General features: G+C 72.2%; 22 protein-coding genes. 10 read left to right on the forward strand and 12 right to left on the reverse strand.

The genetic code is table 11. The features are described 5' to 3' along the window. Positions 1 to 2: 2 nt before the first annotated feature. From VD659_RS03475 to VD659_RS03485, 3 genes are read right to left on the reverse strand one after another with little or no spacing between them, the layout of a single operon-like run. A complete protein-coding gene (locus VD659_RS03475; protein ID WP_137837713.1) occupies positions 3 to 1367 on the reverse strand; it encodes an FAD-dependent oxidoreductase in 1365 nt (454 codons plus the stop codon). A 59-nt stretch (positions 1368 to 1426) separates the two neighbouring features. Further along, on the reverse strand, positions 1427 to 2479 hold the full coding sequence (locus tag VD659_RS03480; protein WP_423259735.1) for a polyprenyl synthetase family protein: 1053 nt from the start codon (positions 2477 to 2479) through the stop codon (positions 1427 to 1429). A gap of 10 nt (positions 2480 to 2489) precedes the next feature. Continuing rightward, a complete protein-coding gene (locus VD659_RS03485; RefSeq protein ID WP_423260042.1) occupies positions 2490 to 3173 on the reverse strand; it encodes a class I SAM-dependent methyltransferase in 684 nt (227 codons plus the stop codon). 162 nt (positions 3174 to 3335) lie between these two features. Between VD659_RS03485 and VD659_RS03490 the strand changes: the two genes are divergently transcribed. Next, positions 3336 to 4586, forward strand: a complete 1251-nt coding sequence (locus VD659_RS03490) for an isochorismate synthase (RefSeq protein WP_423259736.1) — start codon at positions 3336 to 3338, stop codon at positions 4584 to 4586. A gap of 40 nt (positions 4587 to 4626) precedes the next feature. Here VD659_RS03490 and VD659_RS03495 read toward each other — a convergent pair whose 3' ends face one another. Beyond that, on the reverse strand, positions 4627 to 4809 hold the full coding sequence (locus VD659_RS03495; RefSeq protein WP_171010813.1) for an LPXTG cell wall anchor domain-containing protein: 183 nt from the start codon (positions 4807 to 4809) through the stop codon (positions 4627 to 4629). Between the two features lie 94 nt (positions 4810 to 4903). Between VD659_RS03495 and VD659_RS03500 the strand changes: the two genes are divergently transcribed. After that, positions 4904 to 5344 carry a YidH family protein gene (locus VD659_RS03500; RefSeq protein WP_423259737.1) on the forward strand — a complete coding sequence of 147 codons (441 nt, stop codon included), beginning with the start codon at positions 4904 to 4906 and terminating at the stop codon, positions 5342 to 5344. Continuing rightward, positions 5341 to 5655: a DUF202 domain-containing protein gene (locus VD659_RS03505; RefSeq protein ID WP_423259738.1), complete on the forward strand. Its 315-nt coding sequence runs from the start codon at positions 5341 to 5343 to the stop codon at positions 5653 to 5655. The genes VD659_RS03500 and VD659_RS03505 overlap by 4 nt, the downstream gene beginning before the upstream one ends. Here the strand turns inward: VD659_RS03505 and VD659_RS03510 are convergent. Genes VD659_RS03510 through VD659_RS03525 form a run of 4 tightly spaced genes read right to left on the reverse strand, consistent with a single transcriptional unit; the run spans position 5645 to position 7944 of the window. Continuing rightward, complete coding sequence (locus tag VD659_RS03510; protein ID WP_423259739.1) at positions 5645 to 6301, reverse strand: DUF1345 domain-containing protein; 657 nt, start codon at positions 6299 to 6301, stop codon at positions 5645 to 5647. The two genes, VD659_RS03505 and VD659_RS03510, sit on opposite strands and share 11 nt — an antisense overlap. A 19-nt stretch (positions 6302 to 6320) precedes the next feature. Beyond that, positions 6321 to 6710 carry a hypothetical protein gene (locus VD659_RS03515; RefSeq protein ID WP_423259740.1) on the reverse strand — a complete coding sequence of 130 codons (390 nt, stop codon included), beginning with the start codon at positions 6708 to 6710 and terminating at the stop codon, positions 6321 to 6323. Further along, entirely contained in the window at positions 6707 to 7378 is a 672-nt protein-coding gene (locus VD659_RS03520; RefSeq protein WP_423259741.1) for an Asp23/Gls24 family envelope stress response protein, read from the reverse strand. Before VD659_RS03520 ends, VD659_RS03515 begins: the two co-directional genes overlap by 4 nt. Continuing rightward, positions 7375 to 7944, reverse strand: a complete 570-nt coding sequence (locus tag VD659_RS03525; protein WP_423259742.1) for an RNA polymerase sigma factor — start codon at positions 7942 to 7944, stop codon at positions 7375 to 7377. Before VD659_RS03525 ends, VD659_RS03520 begins: the two co-directional genes overlap by 4 nt. A 204-nt stretch (positions 7945 to 8148) precedes the next feature. Here VD659_RS03525 and VD659_RS03530 point away from each other — a divergent pair, with 204 nt between their 5' ends. Together VD659_RS03530 and VD659_RS03535 are read left to right on the forward strand one after the other, a co-directional pair. Then, the gene (locus VD659_RS03530; protein ID WP_423259743.1) at positions 8149 to 8322 is read left to right on the forward strand and encodes a CsbD family protein; all 174 of its coding nucleotides are present in this window, start codon (positions 8149 to 8151) and stop codon (positions 8320 to 8322) included. A 91-nt stretch (positions 8323 to 8413) separates the two neighbouring features. Further along, positions 8414 to 8956: an ECF transporter S component gene (locus VD659_RS03535; protein WP_423259744.1), complete on the forward strand. Its 543-nt coding sequence runs from the start codon at positions 8414 to 8416 to the stop codon at positions 8954 to 8956. A gap of 71 nt (positions 8957 to 9027) precedes the next feature. Here the strand turns inward: VD659_RS03535 and VD659_RS03540 are convergent, their stop codons facing one another. Next, positions 9028 to 11127: a hypothetical protein gene (locus VD659_RS03540; RefSeq protein WP_423259745.1), complete on the reverse strand. Its 2100-nt coding sequence runs from the start codon at positions 11125 to 11127 to the stop codon at positions 9028 to 9030. Between the two features lie 218 nt (positions 11128 to 11345). Here VD659_RS03540 and VD659_RS03545 point away from each other — a divergent pair, with 218 nt between their 5' ends. Both VD659_RS03545 and VD659_RS03550 read left to right on the forward strand, forming a co-directional pair. Further along, the gene (locus VD659_RS03545; protein ID WP_423259746.1) at positions 11346 to 13241 is read left to right on the forward strand and encodes an ABC transporter ATP-binding protein; all 1896 of its coding nucleotides are present in this window, start codon (positions 11346 to 11348) and stop codon (positions 13239 to 13241) included. Next, complete coding sequence (locus VD659_RS03550; RefSeq protein ID WP_423259747.1) at positions 13238 to 14074, forward strand: energy-coupling factor transporter transmembrane component T family protein; 837 nt, start codon at positions 13238 to 13240, stop codon at positions 14072 to 14074. The genes VD659_RS03545 and VD659_RS03550 overlap by 4 nt, the downstream gene beginning before the upstream one ends. Before the next feature lie 12 nt (positions 14075 to 14086). Here VD659_RS03550 and VD659_RS03555 read toward each other — a convergent pair whose 3' ends face one another. Next, positions 14087 to 15058 carry a DMT family transporter gene (locus VD659_RS03555; RefSeq protein WP_423259748.1) on the reverse strand — a complete coding sequence of 324 codons (972 nt, stop codon included), beginning with the start codon at positions 15056 to 15058 and terminating at the stop codon, positions 14087 to 14089. A 102-nt stretch (positions 15059 to 15160) separates the two neighbouring features. Between VD659_RS03555 and VD659_RS03560 the strand changes: the two genes are divergently transcribed. Next, entirely contained in the window at positions 15161 to 17371 is a 2211-nt protein-coding gene (locus tag VD659_RS03560; RefSeq protein ID WP_423259749.1) for a cell wall-binding repeat-containing protein, read from the forward strand. 62 nt (positions 17372 to 17433) lie between these two features. Here VD659_RS03560 and VD659_RS03565 read toward each other — a convergent pair whose 3' ends face one another. Further along, positions 17434 to 19938, reverse strand: coding sequence for a DEAD/DEAH box helicase (locus VD659_RS03565; RefSeq protein ID WP_423259750.1), 2505 nt, complete (start codon positions 19936 to 19938; stop codon positions 17434 to 17436). A 396-nt stretch (positions 19939 to 20334) separates the two neighbouring features. Here VD659_RS03565 and VD659_RS03570 point away from each other — a divergent pair, with 396 nt between their 5' ends. Together VD659_RS03570 and VD659_RS03575 are read left to right on the forward strand one after the other, a co-directional pair. Continuing rightward, positions 20335 to 21303: an alpha/beta hydrolase gene (locus tag VD659_RS03570; protein ID WP_423259751.1), complete on the forward strand. Its 969-nt coding sequence runs from the start codon at positions 20335 to 20337 to the stop codon at positions 21301 to 21303. 121 nt (positions 21304 to 21424) lie between these two features. Next, complete coding sequence (locus VD659_RS03575) at positions 21425 to 22900, forward strand: helix-turn-helix domain-containing protein (protein WP_423259752.1); 1476 nt, start codon at positions 21425 to 21427, stop codon at positions 22898 to 22900. 127 nt (positions 22901 to 23027) lie between these two features. Here the strand turns inward: VD659_RS03575 and VD659_RS03580 are convergent, their stop codons facing one another. Then, positions 23028 to 23321 (reverse strand): putative quinol monooxygenase, encoded by a 294-nt coding sequence (locus VD659_RS03580; protein WP_423259753.1) that lies wholly within the window; start codon positions 23319 to 23321, stop codon positions 23028 to 23030. Between the last annotated feature and the right edge of the window lie 23 nt (positions 23322 to 23344).

Consider the following 23344-nt stretch of genomic DNA (forward strand, 5'->3'; position numbering starts at 1 on the left):
GCTCAGGCCTCCGGCTGCGCCCGCGAGATCTCGATCATCTCGTCGCGCGGCACGACCTTGACGCGCAACCGGCCCTCGGCGGCCCCCAGCGCGAGCTCGTGCTCGTCGAGCTTGTGCCAGCCGTCGAGGTCGGTGTAGAGCACACCGCGCTCCTCGAGCAGCGCCGGGATCGACTCCTCGGCCGGGTCTTCGGGCGACCACCAGTTGGCCTGGTCGCGCTTCAGGTGCTCGAGCGTCTCCATGGCGTCGGACTTGGTGTGGCCGATGAGGCCCACGGGCCCGCGCTTGATCCAGCCGGTGGCGTAGACGCCGGGGATGACGCTGTTCGAGTCGTCGAGCACCTGGCCCTCGTGGTTCGGGATGACGCCGTGGTGCTCGTCGAAGGGGATGCCGTCGACGGGCGAGCCGAAGTAGCCGACCGCGCGGTAGACCGCCTGGATGGGCAGCTCGCGGATCTCGCCGGTTCCGACCACCCCGCCCGCCGCATCCGGCTTCGTGCGCTCCCAGCGGATGGCCGACACGTGCCCGGCCTCGTCGCCCACGATCTCGAGCGGCTTGGCGTAGAAGTGCAGGTGCAGCCGGCGCGAGGCCTGGCCGACCGGGCGCTCGCGCCACTGGTTCAGCACCTTGTTGATCACGAAGACCTGCTTGTTCGACTCGATCGCGGCCTTCGAGGCCTCGTCGAGCTCGAAGTCCTCGTCGTGCACGATCATGTCGACGTCGTTCATCTCGCCGAGCTCGCGGAGCTCCAGCGGCGTGAACTTGACCTGCGCGGGTCCGCGGCGGCCGAACACGTGCACGTCGGTGACGGGCGAGGCCTTCAGCCCCTCGTAGACGTTCGCGGGGATCTCGGTGACGAGCAGGTCGTCCGCGTGCTTCGCGAGGATGCGCGAGACGTCGAGCGCCACGTTGCCGTTGCCGATCACGGCGACCGACTGCGCGTCGAGCGGCCAGGTGCGGGGCACATCCGGGTGCCCGTCGAACCAGCTCACGAAGTCGGCGGCGCCGTAGGAGCCCTCGAGCTCGATGCCGGGCACCTTCAGTGCTGCGTCGTGGATGGCGCCGGTGGAGAAGATGACGGCGTTGTAGTGCTTCTTCAGGTCGTCGAGCGTGATGTCGACGCCGTAGCGCACGTTGCCGAAGAAGCGGATGACGCCCGAGTCGAGCACCTCGCGCAGCGCGGTGATGATGCCCTTGATGCGGGGGTGGTCGGGCGCGACGCCGTAGCGCACGAGCCCGTAGGGGGCGGGCAGCTGCTCGAACAGGTCGATCGACACGTCGAAGTGGCGCTCGGCCTTGACGAGCAGATCTGCGGCGTAGATTCCGGCGGGGCCGGCACCGACGATGGCCAAACGGAGCTTGGTCACGGTGATTCCTTACGTGGGGTGAGGGGCAGGAGCCCGGGATGCGCGTGCGCGCGGAGGGGTCAGCTGGTGCGTTCGACGACGGTGCCGGCGAAGCGCGCGAGGGTCTTCTTGACGGTGCCCTCGGGCAGCACGCCGATCGCCTCGGTCGCCTCGCGGGCGAAGCGGCGGGCCTCGTCGACCGTGCGCTGCGTCACCGGGTGCTCGCGGAGCATCCGGATGGCGTCGTCGCCGCCGTCGGAGCTCGCGGCCAGCGCCTCGGGGGTGAGGCGGGCGAGCAGAGCGGCCGCGGCCGGGTCGGCCAGGGCCTCGCGGCGCAGGAAGAGCACGGGCAGCGTGGCGACGCCGGCCCGGATGTCGGTGCCCGGCGTCTTGCCGGTGTCGTCGGCGTTCGGCGCGATGTCGAGCACGTCGTCGACGAGCTGGAAGGCGATGCCCACCTTCTCACCGAACTCGCGCACGGGCTCCTCGTACGCGGGGTCGCCGCCGCCGAAGATGACGCCGAGCTGGGCCGAGGCCGAGATCAGCGATCCGGTCTTGTCGGCGAGCACGCGGAGGTAGTGCTCCACCTCGTCCTCACCGTCCTGCGGGCCGATGGTCTCGTTCAGCTGGCCGAGGCAGAGCCGCTCGAAGGTGTCGGCCTGCAGGCGGATGGCCCGCTCGCCGAGCTGGGCGAGCAGGGCGCTGGCGCGCGCGAATAGCAGGTCGCCGGTGAGGATGGCCACCGAGTTGCCCCACACGTACTGGGCGGAGGGCACGCCGCGGCGCTGGTCGGCGTCGTCCATCACGTCGTCGTGGTAGAGCGAGGCGAGATGGGTGAGCTCGATGGAGGTGGCCGCGGTGACGACCTCGTCGGTGACGCCCTGCCCGAGCTGCGCGGTGAGGAAGGCCAGGATGGGCCGCACCCGCTTGCCACCCGCCTCGAGCAGGTAGCGCGACACCACGTCGACCAGGCCGCCGGTGAACTTGGTCTCGAGCGAGAGGCGCGCCTCGAGGGCGCCGATGGAGTCTTCGATCAGGCGCGCGGTGCGCCGGTCCTCTCCCGTGGAGAACAACCGGTCGGCGAGCGACAGCGGGGTCGACCGGCCCGTGGCGCGGCGAAGACTGGGGGTCACGTTCACAAGCCTACTTTTTCTCGGGTTCCGCCGCGGACGGCAACGGCTTCACTCCCCGGTGCAGGGCCACGATCCCCGCGCTGAGGTCACGGTGACGCACGTCGCGGAAGCCCGCGGCGCGCAGCCATCCGGCGAGGGTCCTCTGGTCGGGCCAGGACTCGATCGACTCGAAGAGGTAGTCGTAGGCGGGCACGTTGGAGCTCACGACCTTGGCCAGCGGAGGCATCACGTGCTTGAGGTACCAGTAGTAGGCCGCGCGGATGGGCTTCGCCGGCTTGCTGAACTCGCAGATCACGATGCGGCCGCCGGGCGCCGTCACGCGGTAGAGCTCGGTGAGCGCCTTGCGCGGGTCGACGATGTTGCGCAGGCCGAAGGAGATGGTGACGGCGTCGAAGGAGTCGTCGTCGAAGGGCAGGTCCATGCCGTCGGCCACGAGGAACTCGATGTTGGGCACGCCGGCCTGCTGCCGCCGGCCGACCTCGATCATGCCCGGCGAGAAGTCGGCGGCCACGACGTGGGCGCCGCTGCGGGCGAGCGAGGCGCTCGAGGTGCCGGTTCCGGCGGCGAGGTCGAGGATCTTCTCGCCCGGCCGCGGGCCGACGGCCCGGGTGGTGGCGATGCGCCACAGGGTCGCGTTGCCCACCGAGAGGACGGTGTTCGTGCGGTCGTAGCCGGCGGCGACCTGATCGAACATCGCAGACACCTGCTCGGGTCGTTTGCTGAGGTCTGCCTTCGTCACGCTCACAGTTTACGTTCCGTTGTCTGGCAGCGGCGTGCGAGCCGAACGAACCCTGTGAGCGCTGTGAGCATCCGGCCCCCGCGACAGGGCGCATCCCGCGCGGCGTAGGCTGATTCTGTGAGCACAGCACCGCATCCGATCCCTCGCCTTCGCGTCGAGACGAGCCGGGTCGACGACCTGAAGCTGCTCATCCCGTTGATCGACCCGCGGCATCCGCTGATCTGGATGCGCAAGGGCCAGGGCATCGCGGGCGTCGGCGAGGCGCTACGGCTCGAGTTCAGCGGAGCCGACCGGATGCTCGACGCCTGCGCCGTGTGGAAGAGCGTGGCCGACGCCGCCACCGTCACCGACCCGATCGGCGCCCCCGGCACCGGTCTCGTGGCCTTCGGCAGCTTCGCCTTCGCCGACGACTCCGCGGCCACGAGCGTGCTGATCGTGCCGCGCCTGCTGCTCGGCAAGCGGGACGGGCGCTTCTGGGTGACCCGCGTGACGGTGGAGGGTGAAGACGCCGCCACGATCGCCGTTCCGGCGCCGCGGGCGCTCGGGCCGGAATTCCGGCTCAGCCTGCTGCCCGGTGCGATGTCGCCCGATGCCTTCCGCGCCTCGGTCGAGAAGGCCGTGGAGCGCATCGACGACCGCGACCTCTCGAAGGTCGTGCTCGCGCGCGACCTGGTGGGCCACCTGCCGAGCGAGTCCGACCTGCGGCGCCCGCTCACCGATCTCGCCCTCGGCTACCCCGACTGCTGGACCTACGCGGTCGACGGCTTCATCGGTTCGAGCCCCGAGACGCTCGTGCGGGTGGACCACGGCGCGGTGAGCGCCCGCGTGCTCGCCGGCACCACCTCACGCGGAACGGATGCGGAGGCCGACCACGACAAGGCCGTCGCCCTCGCCACCTCGGCGAAGGACCTCGACGAGCACGGCTACGCCGTGACGAGCGTGGTGGCCGCGCTCGCCCCGCACAGCCGCAATCTGATCGCCAGCGACATCCCGTTCACGCTCAAGCTGCCGAACCTCTGGCACCTCGCGAGCGACGTCGAGGGAACGCTGAGCGACGGCTCGACCTCGCTCGACCTGATCGCCGCGCTGCACCCCACGGCCGCGGTCGCCGGCACCCCGCGCACCGAGGCGCTCGCCCTCATCCACGAGCTCGAGCCCTTCGACCGCGGGCGCTACGCCGGCCCGGTGGGCTGGGTGGGCGCCGACGGCGACGGCGAGTGGGCCGTGGCGCTGCGCTCGGCGCAGGTGGATGCATCCGGAGACATCACGGCGTACGCCGGCTGCGGAATCGTGACCGACTCCGATCCGGAGCGCGAGTACCTCGAGACCAAGATGAAGTTCCGCCCGATCGTGGAGGCCTTCGGCTAGGAGGCGGGCCCGCCGCTCGCGCGCCCGGGGCGTGCCGCGCTCAGCTGCCGGAGCGGCGGCGGCGCAGGATGAGCAGCACGATGCCGCCCACCACGAGTGCGGCCACCGCGATGCCGCCGATGATGAGCGCCAGCTGGCCGCTCGCGCCCGTCTGGGCGAGGTTCGACGCCGCCAGGCCCGCGTCAGCCGGGGCAGAGGCGAGGAGTGCCGATGTCAACGTCACGATGGGGCTCCTTCTCGAGAACGGCTCGAATCTGACCACACTCTAGCCGACCGCCTCGAGGAAGGCCTGGGGGCGGCCGCGTTAGAGTTCGGGTATGGATGAACGCGGCGAGTCCGTCGAACGGCCCGAGCCGGATGCTCAGCCGACTGACCATCGCCTCCCCCGCTCCGTCTACGGCGTGGGTTCGGAGCCCGACTACCGCTTCAGCCTCGCGAACGAGCGCACCGCCCTCGCCTGGGTGCGCACCGGGCTCTCGCTTGTGGCCGGCGGGGTGGCGCTCACGACGCTCGGCACGATCGCCGACCTGCCCTGGGCCGTCGACCTGCTCGCGCTCGTGGCGTGCCTCGCGGGCGGGGCGCTCGCCGTGTCGGCCCTGTTCTCGTGGCGGCGCGCCGAGCGGGCCATCCGCCTCGGCCGCCCCCTGCCTGTTCCGGCCGCCCTGCCGTGGCTGGTGGGCGGGGTGCTCGTGCTCGCCCTCGTGCTCGCCGGCTACGCGGTCTTCGAGCTCCTGCACGCGGCGGGGGCCGCCGGGTGAGCGAGCCGCACCCGCGCGACCCGGGCCTCCAGCCTGAGCGCACGGCTCTCGCTTGGCAGCGCACCGCTCTCTCCACCTCGATGATCGCCGTGGTGCTGGCGTTCGCGTGCCTGCGCGGCGGCTTCCTCCTGGGCACTCTCGTCGCCGCGGGCGTGGCCGTCGCGGCCGGTGTGACCCTCTTCGCCACGCGCCGGGCGGCGCTGCGTCACCGCCGGATCTCGCCCTGGACGGCACTCGTGCGCATCGGCCTGCTGCTCGGGGTGCTGGCCGTGCTGGCCGCCGTGTTCACGGTCTTCGTGATCAGAAGGTGAAGCCCGCGATCAGGTTCACCAGGGTGGCGAGGATGACGGCGCCGAAGAGGTACGACAGCAGTGCGTGCCGCAGCACGGCCCGCCGGATGGGCGTCGAGGTGATGTTGGTGTCGGAGACCTGGAACGTCATGCCGAGGGTGAAGGCCAGATAGGCGAAGTCGCCGTACGCCGGCGGCTCGTCCTGGTTGAAACTCACGCCGCCGCGCGTGCCCGAGTAGTAGAGCACCGCGTAACGCAGCGTGAAGAGCGTGTGGATGAGCAGCCACGAGAGCACGACGCTCAGGATGGCGACCGCGCTCAGCACGTCTCGCGTGACGCCCGCCGCCCCGTTGGAGAGCACCAGCAGGAACACCACCACCACGAGGCTCGCGGTGCTTGCGAGCACGAGCAGCACGTCGCTGGTGGTGCGCGTCGGATCTTCGCGGTGGGCGTGCAGGGCGGTGGTGCGCGCATCCATGGGGCCGATCGTCAGCCAGATCCACACCAGGTAGACGATGCAGGCGGCGGCCCAGCCCGCGATCGCGCTGATGTCGGCGTGGCCGAGCACGATGAGCACCACGGTGACGATGACTCCCACGACACCCATGGCGCCGAAGCGCAGGCGGGCGCGGCGCAGGCGGCGTGCGCGGATCTCCGGATGGTCCATGGTCCGATGCTCGCACGGCTCAGCCGATGCGGGCGACCTCCACCGTCACACGCGCGACCGAGTCGGCGCCGGGATCGACGTCGCGATCGACGGCGGATGCCGCGGCGCGCCCGGCACGCACGGCCGACTCCGCCAGGTGACCGACCACGGCATCGTGCACGGCGCGGCACGTCTCGGCGGCCGGCCGCTTATCGCTCACCGCGATCGTGACCCGCACCGAGACGCCGTCGGCGTCGCGCGAGACGCCCACGGGCGGTGCGAGCGGCGTGCGCAGCACCACGGAAGCGGCCTGCGTGACGGCGGCGAGAAGCGCGGGTTGGGCAGGATAGGTCTGCAGCACCCCGGGCACCGCACGCACCACGGCGTCGAGCTCGGCGGCGAGCTCGGTCTCGGCCTCGGGCTCGCTCATTCGGGGGTCCCTTCCTCGTGCGGCGCCACCGGTCTCTCGTCGGCGACGGCGGTCTCGGACTCCGCGGTGGCCGCGGGGGCGTCCGCCGGCGAGCTGCGCCGTAGATGCACGTCGGTGACGATCACGTCGATCGCTTCCACCGCGAGCTCGGTGTGCTGCAGGAGTGCGGCGCCGATCGCGGCGCGCAGGCGTTCGGCGAGCTCGGGGATGCGCTCCCCCCAGAACACGCTCGCCTCCACCCGCACCACCACGGGCGCGTGCGGGGTCTCGACGTCTCCCTCGATCGAGCAACGGCCGATCAGCACGCCGTCGACCGAGTCTCCGGCGGCGCGCACGAGTCCGCGCACAGCGCCCTCGGTGAGGCTGAGCGAGGCCCGCGGCGAGGGGTGGGTGAGCGGGATGGACCGGCCGGAGCGCACCTCGCGCTGGATGCTCCCGAGGATGTTCTGCACCCATCCGTCGTCCTCCGGCTCGCCCGAGCCCTCCGCGTCGACCTCGACGAGCGTGGCCGCGACCTCGCGCATGCGCACGAGCGCCGCGAAGGCGAGGTCGTTCTCCGGGGAGTTCTCGAGCAGCTCGCGCGGCGGCTGCTCCCCGCGGTCGAGATAGTCGCCGAGCAGGTCGACGATGTCGCCGTGCGGCTCGTCGGCCGGAGTATTCGCGTTCATCGCCACTCCTCCATCTCGGTCATCAATCGTCGTCTCGCCCTGGCCAGCAACCCTCGCACGGTCGACGGTGGAACGCCCAGTTCCTCGGCGATCTCGTCGTAGGCGAGCCCGCCCACCTCCTTCATCACCCAGCACTGCCGTTGCGCATCCGGCATGCGGTCGAGCGCGGCGATGAGACTCGCGCGGCGCGAGCCGGCCTCGGCCTGGCGGTCGGGGGCCTCCTCGGCGGGCGCCGGCTCTTCCCAGTCCTCGATCGGCACGTCCGGATGCCGCGACCGGATGCGGTCGAGCGCCTTGCGGTTCGCGATGCGCATCAGCCACGAGCGCACGGCCGAGAGGTCGTCGAGCCCGGGCAGCTTGTCCCACGCGGTGATGAAGGTCTCCTGCACCACGTCGTCGGCGTCGGTCGCGCCGCCGAGGATGCGTGTGGCGTAGGCGCGCACGAGCCCGCCGTGGCGCCGCACGAGCACCTCGAAGGCGCGCGTGTCCCCGTCGGCCGCACGTCCGGCCAGGATGCGGTCGGGCGCGTCGGCGAGGGGGCCGGGCGGAGGGGTCGAGGCGCTCACACAAACCATTCTGGGCCGGGCGCCGAAACACATCGGGGATCTCGCGTGACGAATCCCCGTTGCGGCGCGTCTTACTAGTGAACCTGCCACAGCTCGCCTCGCGCGGCCACTGGGACGAAGGAATTCCTCCTGGCGTCCGGGCAACCGGACGCTCGCCGCAGCAACCAGCGAACACCACCGAGAACACACGAAGGAGAGAATCTCATGAGCGCATCCGACAAGATCAAGAACGCCGCCCAGGACATCAAGGGCAAGGTCGAGGAGGCCGTCGGCAAGGTCACCGGCGACGACTCGAAGGTGGCCGAGGGCAAGGCCGACCAGACCGCTGCGAGCGCCAAGAAGGCCGGCGAGAACGTGAAGGACATCGTCAAGGGCTGATCGCGCCCGCCGCCCGACTCCGCCCTACGGGGGGCCACGGGCCCGGACGGAGGCGTTCCGCCGGGCCCGTAAGCTTGTGCCGGAGGCCTCCATGAAGAACACCAGCACGAGACTGCTCCTGAGTTGCGCGGCCATCGGGGTGGCCGGCGGCATCCTGTTCATCGTGAACGCGTACATCGGTGGAACCGTCAACGCCGTCATCCCGATGCTCTACGGGCTCACGCTCGGTGTCTACTTCGTGCCGGGCGCGCTGGCGCAGTTCCTGTTCCGGCGCGGCGGGGTGGCGCTGCTCGTCGCCGTGCTCTCGGGGCTCGTCTCGGCGGCGTTCCAGCCGCTCGGCTTCGGGGCCGCGCTGATCGCGCTGGGCATCGGCGCCGTGCAGGAGCTGCCGTTCCTGATCGGGCGCTACCGGCACTGGCCGCTCTGGCTGTTCTTCGCCGGGGCGGTGTTCTCGGGCGTCATCCTGGCGATCGGCATGTACCGGCTCGTGGGCTCGCGCGACCTGGACGCGGTGGGTGCCATCGTGCTCGTCGCCGGATCGGTGCTCTCCCCCGTCATCTTCACGGGCCTCGCGATCGTGCTGGGCCGGGCGCTCGAGGCGACCGGCGTCACGCGGGGGCTACGCAAGGCCTGAGAGCCGGATGCGCCGGGTTGAGGCCCGGACACTCCGAGCCGGTCGATCGCGCGCTGCGGGTGGAGGCGGGGTCAGCCGGCGGCGAGCAGCGAGGAGTCGGTCAGCAGCAGCGGTGCGTCGGTCACCGGGACGTCGACGTGCATGTGCGTGCAGGCGTCGTCGAACTCGGTCCAGTTCGAGAGCTTCAGGCTGATGCCGGCCGAGGCGCGGCACTGGGCCTGACCCACGTGAGCGCCGAGCGGCATCACGGGGTCGAGCAGGCTGATGAGCTTGAGCGTGCCCGCGTCGGTGCCGTTGAGGCTCTTGTTGTCGAGCAGGTAGAAGTCGACCGCGTGGCCGCCGCCGTCGACGTAGTGCGAGGAGCTCGTGCCGGCGCCCTCGATCTGGCCGGTGCACTTGCGGTTGATGTCGCTGACGCCGACCTGGTCGAAGTTGCGCACCGCGATGGCGATGATCTCGAGCACCCGGTAGTCGACGCCGCAGTCGGGCACCGTGACGCCCTGGGCGATCCAGCGGATCTCCTTCATGTGGTCGGGCACCGAGCCGACGAGCTTGCCGGAGTCCATCGCGTTCACGAGCTCCTGCGCGAGCGAACGGCCCACGAGCAGCTGAGCGGTGGAGTACCCGGCCGCCTGCAGCTGTCCGGCGCTCGTGACCGCGTAGCCGTCGCGGTTGACGGTCGACGAGGAGGAGCCCGCGGTGACGAGCTGCTGGGTCTGCGCCGAGCTGTTGGCGTTGAGGCTGAGGTTGACCACGTTCGCGTCGATCGGGCTCGCCGAGACGGTCGACGGGATGGCGGTGACCGCGACGATCCCGAGCACGAAAGCCATGGCGACGCCGCTGAGACCGGCTTTCGCCCAGCCCCTCCGGAGGGCGCCGCGCGTGCGGGGGGCCTTCGGGGCGCGGATGCGCGGAACGCGGGGCGCACGCACGGCGACGGTGCGGGAGGTGGCCGAGCGGCCGGTGCGCTCGACGGCGGAGCTGCGAGCGCCGCGGCGGGTGGCGACGGATGCCGCGGGGGCGCTCTCGAGGCCGGGCAGCTCGGCGTCGGCCGGCGCATCGAGCGCGCGGCCGGCAGCATCGCCCATTTCGGTCCCGGCCGAGGTCGAGGTCGAGGTGTCCGTCGCCTTGTCCGCGACCACGGCGGCCGAGACGAAGGTGGGCGGGAACTCCCGGGAGGCGCCGGCGGCTTCGGCGTCTGAGGCAGCGACCTCGGTGAACTCGACCGTGATGGGCTCGGCGCCTGCGGAGACGACGGCGCCGACCGGGATGCCGGTCGCGGGGGTCTCGAGCAGCTCCGCCTCGATCACGCCGGTGGCGGTCGGGGCCGGCTGGTCTTCGGCCGTGGGGAGGAGCGCCTCCGGCTGAGCCGGGTCGCCGACGGCGGCTCTCTGCCGGAGCGCCCGGCGAGAGGACGGCACCGACGCGGCCGGTGCCAGGCGGGCGGCCGCCGCGGACTCGGCGCCGGCTGCGGTCTGAGCGACCGCTTCGACCGGAGCATTCTGGGCAACCGGCGCAGACGCGGCTTCGGCGACCGGGTCGCTCCCGGTGGCATCAGAGGTCGGCTTCGGTTCGGCGACCGCGACCGTCACGACGGGCTCGTGCTCCCCGGCTGCGGCGCGCGGCGGCACGGCTGCGGAATCGCCCTCTGCGGCGGCGCGCTCACGCACCTCGCGGCGGGAGAGCGCGCGAACGGGGGCCGGGGTAAGCAAGAACTCGGCGTTCGCCGGCTCGGGCTGCACGGGAGCGAGTTCGAGTTCGAGCTGTGGTTCGAGCGGGGCGGTGCCGATCTCGGCGACCTCGAGCGTGGCCAGTTCCTCGCGGCGCAGCTGCACCTCGCGGCGACGGCGGCTGTCTTCGAGCTCTCGCAGTTCGCGGCGCGACAGTGGCGCAGCGGCGGTCACGACGGCGGCATCCGCAGCGCTCACGGACGTCGGCGCGACCGGAACGACCTCGATCGCCGCGGTGACGGCGGCGACCGTCTCGGCGTCCCGGGCCTCAGCCGCTCTCGCGGACGACGCCGCCTCGGCGAGGCGCTGCGCTTCGGCGCGGGCTGCTCGTTCACGACGCTCGCGCCGGGAGAGGGTGCCTTCGTCTGCCGCCGCATTCAGCGCATCCGGGTTCGCGGGCGTCAGCGGCAGGCCGCCAGTGCGCGATTCCGGATTACTCAAACGTGGGTGCTTTCGGGTCTTTCTGAATCGGTTCTTCCGCGGGCAGCGAATTCAGAACCTCGGGCTCCCTCGAGGATAGCGGGAGGCACCTGAAAAATCCCAGTGTCGCCGGCGAATCCATCGAGATGCATCTTCTTCGCAACTCAGGGTTACCTAAGCTGGGCGATGACCGCCCGCCGGAGCACCATCCCGGCGCCGGCCCCGCCGCGGAAGGACCCATGACCGAGCCCACGCCCCTCATCGCGGTGACGGATGCGCGCATCCGGCACCTCGGGAGCACCGCCGCGACGCCGGACGGCGTGACGTTCACGGTGCACCCGGGCGAGGTGTTGCTCATCCTGGGGCCCTCGGGCTGCGGCAAGTCGACGCTCGCGCTCGCGCTCGACGGACTCGTTCCGCACGCGGTCGCCGCGACCCTCGAGGGCGAGGTGCGGGTGGCCGGCGCGCCCACCACGGAGAGCACCGTGGCGGCGCTGAGTGAGCACGTCGCGATGGTCTTTCAGGATCCGGACGCGCAGATCGTCACCGGCACCGTGCTCGACGAGGTGTGCTTCGGCCCCGAGAATCTGCGTCTGCCGGTCGATGAGGTGCTGGCCCGGGCCGAGCGGGCACTGCGGCAGGTGGGGCTGTGGGAGCGGCGGGCCGAGAACCCGGACCGCCTGTCGGGCGGCGGTCGCCAGCGCCTCGCGATCGCGTGCGCACTCGCCCTCGGCTCCCCGGTGATCGTGCTCGACGAGCCGACGGCGAACCTCGACCCGCGCGGCATCGAGGAGGTGTACGCGGTGCTCTCCGCGCTGGTTCGGGAACGCGACCACGCGATCGTGCTGGTGGAGCACGACCTCGACGCGGCGATGGGCCTCGTGGATCGCGTGCTGGTGCTCGACCGGCACGGCCGGCCCGTGGCCGAGGGGCCGGCCGGCGCGGTGCTGCGCTCGCGCGCGCCGGAGCTGCTCGAGCTGGGCGTCTGGCTGCCCACCGCGACCCTCGCCGGACTCCGGATGCGCGCCGCCGGCATCCCCCTGCCCGAGCTGCCGCTCACCCCGGCCGAGCTGACGGCGGCCCTCGACGCGCTGGGCACGGCCGGGGACGCCCCGCCTCCGGCCGCCCTGCTTTCCCACTCGCCGTGGCCCGCCTCGCCGTCGCCCACCTCGCCGTCGCGCCCTGCTCCGACATCCGGCCCCACCCCACCGTCGCGCTCGCGCACCCCGTCCGACGCCCCGACGCCCACCCTGCCCGAAGCATCCGCGCGCGACGGCGCCGACCCCGCCGTTCGCGTGCATGGACTGCGCGTCGCGAAATCGCGCACGAGCATCCTGCACGGCATCGACCTCGAGGTCGGGCGCGGCGACTTCCTCGCCGTGGTGGGAACGAACGGCGCCGGCAAGACCACCCTGCTGCAGGCGATCGCCGGAGTCGTGCCGCCCCCGAAGGGCACCGTCGACGTGCTCGGGCTCGACCCTGCGCGCGCCGACGTGCGTGCGCTCGCGCGCACGGTGGGCTTCGTCTTCCAGAACCCCGAGCACCAGTTCATCCGCGCCACCGTGGCCGAGGAGCTCGCCCACGGACTCGAGCTGCAGAGCGCCGCCGACCCGAGCCTGCACGCATCGGCCATCGCCGACCGCGTGGACCGGATGCTCGACCGCTTCGGCCTCACCGAGCTGCGCGACGCGCATCCGTTCCTCCTCTCCGGCGGGCAGAAGCGGCGCCTCTCGGTGGGCACGGCGCTCATCGCGGGCGCCCCCGTGCTCGTGCTCGACGAGCCCACCTTCGGGCAGGACCGTGCGCGCGCGGCCGAGCTCCTCGGCATCCTGAGCGCGCTGAACGCCGAGGGCACCACCGTGATCGTGGCCACGCACGATCTGCAGCTCGTGGCCGACCACGCCTCGCACGTGCTCGTGCTCGCGGGCGGCGCAGTGGCGGCGCACGGCACGACGGACGAGATCCTGCGATCGGATGCGCTCGAGTCGGCGGGGCTGCGCGCGCCGGCGCTCGTGCAGGCACTGCGGGCGACCGCTGACCCGCGCTGGCACGGGGTGACCGGTCTCGACGGGCTCGAGGCGGCGGTGCGGATGCTCGGCCCGGCGGCCCCGGAGCCCGGCGGGGCCCGCGCATGATCGCCGCGGACGCCCAGGCCGGCCGGGGCACCGACCCCTACGCCGACGCGCGCGACTGGGGTCCGTTGCGCTTCCTGCACCGGCTGAACCCGCTGGCGAAGATCGCGGGGCCGCTGCCGGCGATGATCGCGCTGATCTTCTCGCACGGCATCCCGGTTCCGCTGGCCTTCCTGCTGGTGACGATCGCGCTGCTGCTGGTGGGGGCGCACCTCGGCGGGCGGGCGCTGCTCGGACTCTTCGTCGTGCTGCCGGCGGCCATGGCGGTACTCACGGTGAGCTTCGCGCTCTGGACGGATGCCTCCCGCGTCTCGGACACCGAGCTGCTCCTCCAGATCGGGGACTACCGGTTCCACGCCGGCGCGCTCGCGGTGGGCGGGGCGACCGCGCTGCGGCTCGCGGGCATCCTCACGCTCTCGCTGGTCGCCGGGCTCACCACCACGGGCCCCGACCTCGTGCGCGCGCTCGTTCAGCAACTGCGCGTGCCCTACCGCCTGGGCTACACGGCACTCGCCGCCTACCGCTTCGTGCCGCGGTTCGGGCACGAGCTCGACGTCATCCGGCAGGCGCACCGGGTGCGCGGGATGGCGCACGGCCGCGGGCCGATCGCCGCCGCTCGCCGTCACCTGGGTTACGTGGTGCCGCTCCTGGCGGGCGGCATCCGGCACGCCGAGCGGGTGTCGCTCGCGATGGACTCGCGCGCCTTCGGGGCGCACACCACGCGCACCGAGCGGCATCTGGTGCCGTTCCGGGCCCGGGACTGGGTGTTCGTGGGTGTCTTCTGGGCGGCGACCGCGGGCATCCTCGTGGCGGCCGCCGCGCTGGGCCGAGCCTGACCCGTCACCCGCTCATCCAGGCCGGCGGCGCGGCGGAAGCGACACCACGAGCACCGCCACCACCACGAGCACGGCGGCGATCGGGGTGGTCCAGTCGACCGAGTGGCCGGAGCCGGGGGCCACGAGGTCGATGACGATCGAGCCGACGAGCTGCCCCGTGATGGAGCAGAGCCCGAGCAGGAGAACGCCGGTGACGCGCACCGCGGTGGCCAGCCCGAAGATGAAGGCGACGCCGATCGGGCCACCCAGGTAGAGCCACCAGTCGCCCGGATACACCGTCGCCGCGGGCAGCCCGCCGGCGAGCGCCGCGTGCACGAGCGCGATCACGACGAGCAGCGCCGTGCCCGAGACGAAGTTGAACAGCGTCGAGCTCACCGCCGATCCGGCCGCCGCCGCGACCCGTCCGTTCGCCGCCTGCTGCACGGCCTGCACCACGCCGGCGACGAAGGGCAGAACGAGCAGCCACACCGGCACCTGCGGGTCGATGTGGGCCGCCACCGACCACACCACCACGGCGAACGCGATCGCTGCGCCGAACACCCGCCGGAAGGTGAGGTACCGCCGCCCGCCGGGCCCGATGCCCACGCGGTCGACGACGAGCCCCGACACGGTCTGCCCGCCGATGAAGGCCACCGTGAACAGCGAGACACCGACGAGAGCGGATGCCAGCCCTTGCGTGAGCACGAACACGGCGCCCCCGAAGCCGGCGAGCAGCATCCAGGCCGGCAGTGTCCCCGTGCGGGCCTCGGCGATCGCCAGTCGCGCCCCGTGGCGAGCCGAGGGCAGCAACGCCACGATGACGGCCACGATCACGAGGCCGATCGAGAAGCTGATGGCGGCGGCCGTGAAGCCGTCGCCCAGCCGGTGCCCCAGCTCGCCGTTGATGCGCGACTGCGTGGCCATCAGGATGCCGCACCCCACCGCTACGACGACCGCCACCCCGAGGGGCAGGCGGCGGGCGCGCACGCGGGATTCGGAGGTCATCGTCCGAAACACTATCTCCTTGCTAAGCTGAGTTTCTGTCAGATTCTGGAAGAGGTCATCATGCGCGGTGTTCGAAGCACAGTGGCGATAGTCGTCGGGGGAATGCTGGTCATGGGCGCCGGGATGGCGCCCCTGTCGGCGCAGGCCGCAGTGCCGGTGGAAGGCGAGACGCAGATGCTCTCGATCTCACCGGCGGGGGCGATCGGCGACGGGCCATCGTGGTCGCCGTCGATCTCTGCCGATGGACGCTATGTCACTTTCGCGTCGTTCTCGACGAACCTGGAGGGCTCCACCAGCGCATCCGAGCAGATCTTCGTTCGCGAGGTGGCGACCGGGATCACCACGATGATCAGCGCGACTGCGGGCAATCTCGGAAACGCCCGCTCGGAGAGTCCCTCGATCTCCGACGACGGCAGCGTCGTCGCCTACATCTCGAAGGCGACGAATCTCGTCGGTTCGGCGACAGCCGGAGTCGCGCAGGTCTTCGTCTGGACACGGGCGACCAGGGCGACGACGATCGCGAGCGTCAGCAACGACGCCGTGCCGGTTGCGGCGAATGCCGCCATCGAGAGCGTTGCTCTCTCGGGAGACGGCCAGCACCTCGCCTTCGAGACGTCGGCGACGAACCTGGTCGCGGGAGCGAGCAGCGGCCGGTATCAGGTCTACGAGCGCAGCTTGCTCGACCACACCACCACGCTGGTCAGTGTCGATACCCTGTCGCAGCCTTCGTCACTCGACGCGGCGGGCCCCGCGATTTCGAGGGACGGCAGCGTCGTCGCTTTCGTCAGCACCGCAGCCCTGACCGGAGTGCCGACCAACGGGCAGTTCCAAGTGTTCCGACGCGACATGCGGAAGGGCGCGACCACGTTGGAGAGCATGAACGCCTCCGGCACGGCCGCCGGACAGGACAAGTCCGTGTATCCCACGATGTCCCACGACGGCAACATCATCGCGTTCACCAGCTACGCGCCCGACCTGACAGGTCTGCCGCCGACATCCGACCCGGTCGTCTATTGGCGCGACGTGAGGGAGGGAGTGAACCATCCGGCCAGCGTCGATGTGAAAGACGGATCGTTGATGTCGAGTGGGCTTCCCTCGATTTCGGCCAACGGCGCGGCGATCGCCTTCGTCTCCGATGCCGACCTCGTCCCCGGGCACCCTGACCACGCGTCGACCAGTCAGGTCTACAAGCTCAATCTCGCGTCGGGAATCACCTCGCTCGTGAGCCGGCCGACGACCGGCGCCAACGACGCCGACGGCGGCGGCAGCACCGAGCTGGCGCTCTCGGGCGACGGAACGCTCGTCGCCTGGGATTCCTCGGCGAAGAACCTGGTGCCGGGCCTCGGCGTCGGGGGCAGCGAGCAGATCTTCCTGCGCAACACGAAGCGGAGCGCCGAGGTGGTGCGTGTCGGAGGAATCGATCGGTTCGCCGTGTCGGCCGCGGTGTCGGCTGACGCGTTCGGCACGGATGTGCCGGTGGCCTATGTCGCCAGCGGCGAGACGTTCCCCGACGCCTTGTCGGGTTCCGCGGCGGCGGGCGCCCAGGGCGCGCCGGTGCTCCTCGTGTCCAAAGACGTCGTCTCCGCCCCGGTCGCCGTGGAGCTCGCGCGGCTGAAGCCGAAGAAGATCGTGGTGCTCGGGGGCACGAACACGATCAGCGCAACGGTCCAGACGGCGCTCGCCGCCTATTCGCCCACGGTCGAACGGATCGCGGGAGCGGATCGATTCGAGGTGTCCGCCTCGGTCTCGTCTGCCGTCTTCGGGCAGTCCGGCGCCACCACCCCCGTCGCCTACGTCGCATCGGGCTCGGTGTTCCCCGACGCCTTGTCCGGCTCGGCCGCTGCGGGATACTCCGACGGCCCCGTGCTGCTGGTGACGAAAGACGGCATCCCCGCCCCCGTGGCCGCCGAGCTGACGCGGCTCCACCCGGGAGCCATCGTGGCGCTCGGAGGCACCAACACCATCGACGACTCGGTGGTGGCGGCCTTGTCGAAAATCGCACCGACGTCCCGAGTCGGTGGCGCGGATCGTTTCGCCGTGTCGGCAGGCGTGTCGGCCAAGACCTTCTCCGCCGGCGCTCGAACGGTCTATGTGGCGTCGGGTGCGGTGTTCCCCGACGCCTTGTCCGGCTCGGCCGTGGCCATCCGTCGCGGAGGGCCCGTTCTCCTGGTGACGAGCGAGAGCATCCCCGAGCAGGTGAAAGCCGAACTGACTCGGCTCAAGCCGACTCGCATCGTGCTGCTCGGAGGCACCGCGACCCTGTCGGATGCGGTGCTGCACGAACTCGAGAAGTACACCGTTCCGCTTCTCTGACGCGAAAGACGCCGGCCGCCTTCCCCGAGGGGAGGACGGCCGGCGTCGGGTGTCGAGCGGGCCTAGGCCGGCTGGTCGGCCGAGATCTCGCCGAGGAGGCGGTCGCCGGGGCCGACGGTGATCATCTCGGCGTCGATCTCGGCGCGGCCGAGCAGTTCCTGCATCCGGCGCCCGCGGCTGCGCGGGATGAGGGTGACGACCGTGCCCTGCTTGCCGGCGCGGCCGGTGCGGCCGGCGCGGTGCAGGTAGGTCTTGTACTCGTCGGGCGCGTCGGCCTGGATCACCAGGTCGATGTCGTCGACGTGGATGCCGCGCGCGGCCACATCCGTCGCCACGAGCACGCTCACGCGGCCCGAGGTCAGCTGCGCCAGGTTGCGCGTGCGGCGGGCCTGGTTGAGGTCGCCGTGCAGGCTCGTGGCCGGGAAGCCCGCGTCCTCGAGCTGCTCGGCGAGCATCTCGGCGTAGGCACGGGTGCGGGCGAAGATGAGCGTCTTGCCCTCACGGTCGGCGAGCTGCTTGATGATCTCGCTCTTGTCGCGGCTCTCGACGATCAGCACGCGGTGGTCGATCGTGGAGGAGGCCTGGTCTTCGCCGGCGACCTCGTGCACGCTCGGGTCCACCAGGAACTCGTCGACGAGCTTCGCCACGCCCTTGTCGAGGGTGGCGGAGAAGAGCAGTTTCTGGCCGCCGTTCTTCGTGTGGCGCAGGATGCGCTGCACCGGCTCGAGGAAGCCCAGGTCGCACATGTGGTCGGCCTCGTCGAGCACCGTGATGGTGACCTCGGAGAGGTCGAGGCGGCGCTGCTCGATCAGGTCCTCGATGCGGCCCGGCGTGCCGACGATGATGTCGACACCGCGCTGGAGCGCACCCACCTGGCGGCCCTGCGGCACACCGCCGTAGATCTGCGTGGTGAACAGGCCGACGGCACGCGCGATGGGCTGCACGGTGCGGTCGATCTGCAGCGCCAGCTCGCGGGTGGGGGCCAGGATGAGGGCGCGCGGCTTGCGACCCGGCTTGCGGTTCGCGCCGCCGCCGTTCTCCATCAGGCGCTCCACGAGGGGGGCGCCGAAGGCGATGGTCTTGCCGGAGCCGGTGCGGCCGCGGCCGAGCACGTCGCGGCCCTTCAACACCTCGGGGATGGTGGCCGACTGGATCGGGAACGGGCTGGCCGCCCCGAGCTCACCGAGCACGCGCACGATGTTGCCGCCGAGTCCGAGGCTCGCGAAGGTCGCACCCTCGACCTCTTCGGCAAGCGTGGCCTGCGCTTCGAGGCGCTCGAGCACGACGTCGTCGTCGCCGTGGCCGGCGTACGAGGGCTTGGAGTCGCGGTTCGGGTAGAAGTCGCTGCCGCGGTCGGTGCGGGCGGCGCGGTCGGAGCCGTAGCCACCGGATGCGCGGCCGCCGCTGCGATCAGAGCCGTACGACGGGCGGTCGCCGTAGGCGGGGCGCTCGGTGCGTGCGTCGCGATCGGAGGAACGCGCCGGACGGTCGTCGCGGTCGTTCGAGCGCGCCGGACGGTCGGTGCGGTCGAAGCTGCGGGCGGGGCGATCGGACTTGTACGACGGACGCTCGCTGCGCTCGGCGCGGTCGCCGAAGGCCGGGCGATCAGACTTGTAGGACGGGCGATCGGCGCGCTCGTAGCCGCCGGTGCGCGGAGCGCGGTCGCTGCGGTCGTAGGAGGGGCGATTCGGGCGATCGGCGCGCTCGTAGCCGCCGGTGCGCGGAGCGCGGTCGCTGCGGTCGTAGGAGGAGCGATTCGGGCGATCGGCGCGCTCCCCGGGCTGGTAGTCGGCCGTCGGGCGGGCGCTGCGGTTGTAGCCGCGCTCGTCGGTGCGCGGCGGCTTGCCGGTCGAGGGGCGGTCGGCGCGCTCGGCGGCAGCCGCGGCACGGCGCTCCTCGTTGCGGGCGTCGTTCCACTTCTGACGGTCGGTGCGCTGCGGAGCGCGGCCGTTGCGGTCGGGACCCGAACCCTCGGTGCGGTCGCCATAAGCGGGACGCTCGGTGCGGTCGCCGTAGGCCGGGCGCTCGGAGCGCTGGTACGACGGGCGGTCGCCGCGGTCGTTGTACGTGGGGCGGTCGCCGCGGTCGCCGTAGGCCGGACGCTCGCTGCGCCCGGTGCCGGTGCCCGACTTGTTGAAGCCGTTCTCGCGGTTCGGGCGCTCGTAGCCGCCGCGGGCCGGACGGTCACCGTAGGCGGGGCGCTCGGAGCGGTCATAGCCGCCGGCGCGTGCGCCGTCCGAACGCTCGGGGCGGCCTGTCCGCTGCCCATCGCGCTCGACCCGGCCACTGCGGTCGTTGTACGACGCGCGGCCGCCACGGTCCTCGTAGGCCGGGCGTGCCGGGCGGTCGCCGTATGAGGGGCGCTCGCCACGGTTGGCGGGAGCGGCTCCGCGCGAAGCCCGCTCGTCGGCATTCCACCGCTGCTTGCGCGGAGCGCCTTCGTCGACGGCCTTGTAGCCGCGGTGACCCGGGCTGCGGCTGCCGGCCTTCGGACCGCCCTTGGCGGGGGTGCGAGGCTCGTAGTTCTTGGCGGGCTTGAAGCCGCCGGACTTGTTGGATTTGGGCATGATTCTTTCCGGGTTATCTCGAAATGCGCACACCTCAACACCGAATGCGTTGGAAGTGCTAACTAGATCCCCGGGAGTAGCGGGGGCCGTGTCGTACGCGACATTCACCAGTGACCAGCGCATCCATTGCACTGACTGGGAAACCGGCCCACCAGACTTACAAACCCATCCGCGATGCAACTCGCGGTGTCCAGAGCCGACTGACCAACATTACACGACGCGCACCCGATTGTCGACGGATGCGCGCGACCCGCGGCATCCGTCGATGCGGATCCCGCCAACCGGCGGAACCCCCGGCCCTCATCCCGCGCACCTGGCGGTCGCGGAACAGCGCCCCGACGGCCCACGATGGAATGCAACGGCCACGACGGAGTGGCCCGACGACTGGAGAAGTTAATGACCATCATCGACTCCCGCCCTCCCTACGACGTGGAGCTGCAGGCCGTGCTCGCCGTCATCGGCGACCAACTGCCCGCGACCATCTCGCCGGAGATGATCGCTCCGATGCGCGCGGCCAGCATCACCGCGCCGATCGACGAGCTGCTGGCCGGCCGGCCGATCGAGCACGTCGAACGCGTCATCCCCGGCCCCGTGGGCGCACCCGAACTCACGGTGTCGATCTTCCGGCGCACCGACCACAGCACCGGCGGCCCGGGGATCTTCCACACCCACGGCGGCGGGATGATCATCGGCGACCGCTTCACCGGCGCCGACGTCTTCCTCGAATGGGTCGAGAGCATGGATGCCGTGGCCGTGTCGGTCGAGTACCGGCTCGCTCCCGAGAACCCCGACCCGGCCCCGGTGGAGGACTGCTACGCCGCCCTCGTCTGGACCGCCGAGCACGCCGAGGAACTCGGCATCGACCCCGCACGCCTGCTCATCGCCGGCGGCAGCGCGGGCGGCGGCCTCGCGGCCGGAACGGCCCTGCTCGCCCGCGACCGCCGTGGTCCCGCGCTGGTCGGGCAGTGCCTGATGTATCCCATGATCGACGACCGCAACACCACCGTCTCGAGTCGCCAATACGTCGGCATCGGAGTCTGGGACCGCGGCAGCAACGACACCGGGTGGGACGCCCTCCTCGGCGAGCGCCGCCACGGCGACGAGGTCTCCATCTACGCCGCGCCCTCGCGCGCCACCGACCTCTCGGGCCTCCCGCCCGCGTTCATCGACGTCGGATCGGCGGAGGTGTTCCGCGACGAGGATGTGGCCTACGCGAGCGCCATCTGGGCCTCAGGCGGCCAGGCCGAGCTCCACGTCTGGCCGGGCGCCTTCCACGGCTCCGACCTGATGGCGCCCCAGGCCACGCTCTCGGTGATCGCCCGCGCCACGCGCACCGCCTGGGTCGCGCGGGTTCTCGGGGTCTGACCGGCTCGCGCCCGGATGCTCCGGAACCGGGTGGTCCCCCCTTGGTTCCCGGGAATCCGGGCGCGCCATCCCGGCGAAGCCCTAAGGTGGGGCGCAACGATTCGACGGCGAACGGTGGGCGATGCAGGAGCTGGTGGGCCGCCTCACGGCACTCGACCCCGAGGCGAGCGAGAACCTGAAGGTGATCGCCTATTTCGACGCCCTCGTCGAGGGGCACGCGGCGCTCGACGTGCTGCTGCGCGGAGCCGCCGTGCTCACCGGATGCGCGGCCGGTCTCGCGGCCGGCGGCAAGCGGATGCGCGTGGACGAACGCGGGCTGAGGGCGACGGATGTGGGCTCGCCCCGCCCGGTCTGGGCGGAGCGGCCCGACGGCGAGGAGCCCGCCGCCGGGGCCGCCGACACGGAAGGGGCGGAAGCGTCCGGTGGCGTCACCGTCGAATGGCCGCGGCGTCCCTCCGGCTACGGCGACGGCTTCGTGTGGATCGAGCGCGAGGGTGCGGCTCACGCCAACGACGCGATGGTGCTGGAGCGCCTGGCGATCGCCGTCGGCCTCTCACTCGAGCGCAGCGACCCCGCGGCCGGGGAGCGGCGGGCGCTCGAGGTGCTGCTCGACGGCGCGGAGCCTGTGGAGTCCCGCGCGGCGGCCGCCCGCCGTCTGCAGCTCGACGAGCGCAGCCTGTTGCGCATCGTGGCGCGGCCGGCAGGGCACTCCCGGCCCGAGCCGCGGAGCGCCGTGATCGTCACGGCCGCCGGACGCGTGCGGGCCACCCTTCACCGCGACGGCGACGGCATTGCGTCGAGCGGCCCGGCGTCTAGCGGCACCGCAGCTGGGGCGAGCTCCGCGTCGCGCACGGCGGCGAGTGGCACCGCCGCCGGGGAGCGCCTGGCGTCAAGTGGCAGCGCCACCGGGACAGGCTCCGGGTCGCGCACCGCGGCAAGCGGCACCGCCGCCGGGGAGCGCCAGGCGTCAAGTGGCAGCGCCACCGGGACAGGCTCCGGGTCGCGCACCGCGGCAAGCGGCACCGCCGCCGGGGAGCGCCTGGCGTCAAGTGGCACGGCCACCGTGGACCGCACGACTGCGAGCGGCACCGCAGCCGGGGCGGCCCCCGCGTCGCGCACCGCGGCGAGCGGCGTGCGCTCCTCGGCGGCCCGCGCGAGCGCTGCGGAAGTCGCCGGCATCGGCGTGGCCGCCACGGCCGTCGGCCTCGACGAGTCGTGGCAGACCGCCCTGATCGCCCTGAAGATGACCGGCCCCCTCGAACCCGTCGTGCGCGCCGACGAGCTCGGGGTGGTGCTGCTGGCCGCCCGCATGTCGGAGGCGGCGGAGCCGGGCCGGCCGGCGCATCCGGACGTCGCGGCGATCGGACGCGCGATCGGACGCGACCCGAAGGCGCTCGACGCCTTCGACGCCCTCGTGCACAGCGAGAGCGTGCGTTCTGCCGCGGCGCTGCTCGGCGTGCACCACTCGACCCTTCAGGCGCGCACGGCCGAGCTGAGCGAGGCGCTGGGTTTCGACCTGCGCACCTCGGCCGGGAGGGTGCGGCTCAGCGACGCCCTTCGGCTCCACCGCCTCGCGACGGCCTGGTTCGACGACTGAATCGGCGTCCACCGCCGCACGCCGACACCGGCACCGCTAACGCGCCCGCGCCCGATCCGCCGGCACTACACCCGCTCGCCGGCACACGCCCGATCCGCCGGTGGGTGGCCGGAGCACCGACATCCGGTCAGGCGTCGATGACCGTGCTGCGCGTGAGCGTGGGCGCCGCGGCCAGGATCTCACCGAGCGCCGACGCACCCTCGGGCGTGGCCCGCCAGGCGCGATAGGCGTCGTCGGCCTCGATCGACTCCCACTTCTCGACGGCCACGTAGTGAGCCGGGTCTTCGACGTCGACGATCACGTCGACGCCGAGGTTGCCCTCGAAGGCACGGGTTGCCGAGAGAACCGAGGCGATGAGCGCCGGGGCGCCCTCGAGGGCGTCGGCTTTGAGGTGCAGGTCGAGCAGCGAGATCACAGTCATGACCCCACGCTACGCCCCATGGC

The organism is Herbiconiux sp. 11R-BC, assembly GCF_049472555.1.
Lineage (GTDB): Bacteria > Actinomycetota > Actinomycetes > Actinomycetales > Microbacteriaceae > Herbiconiux.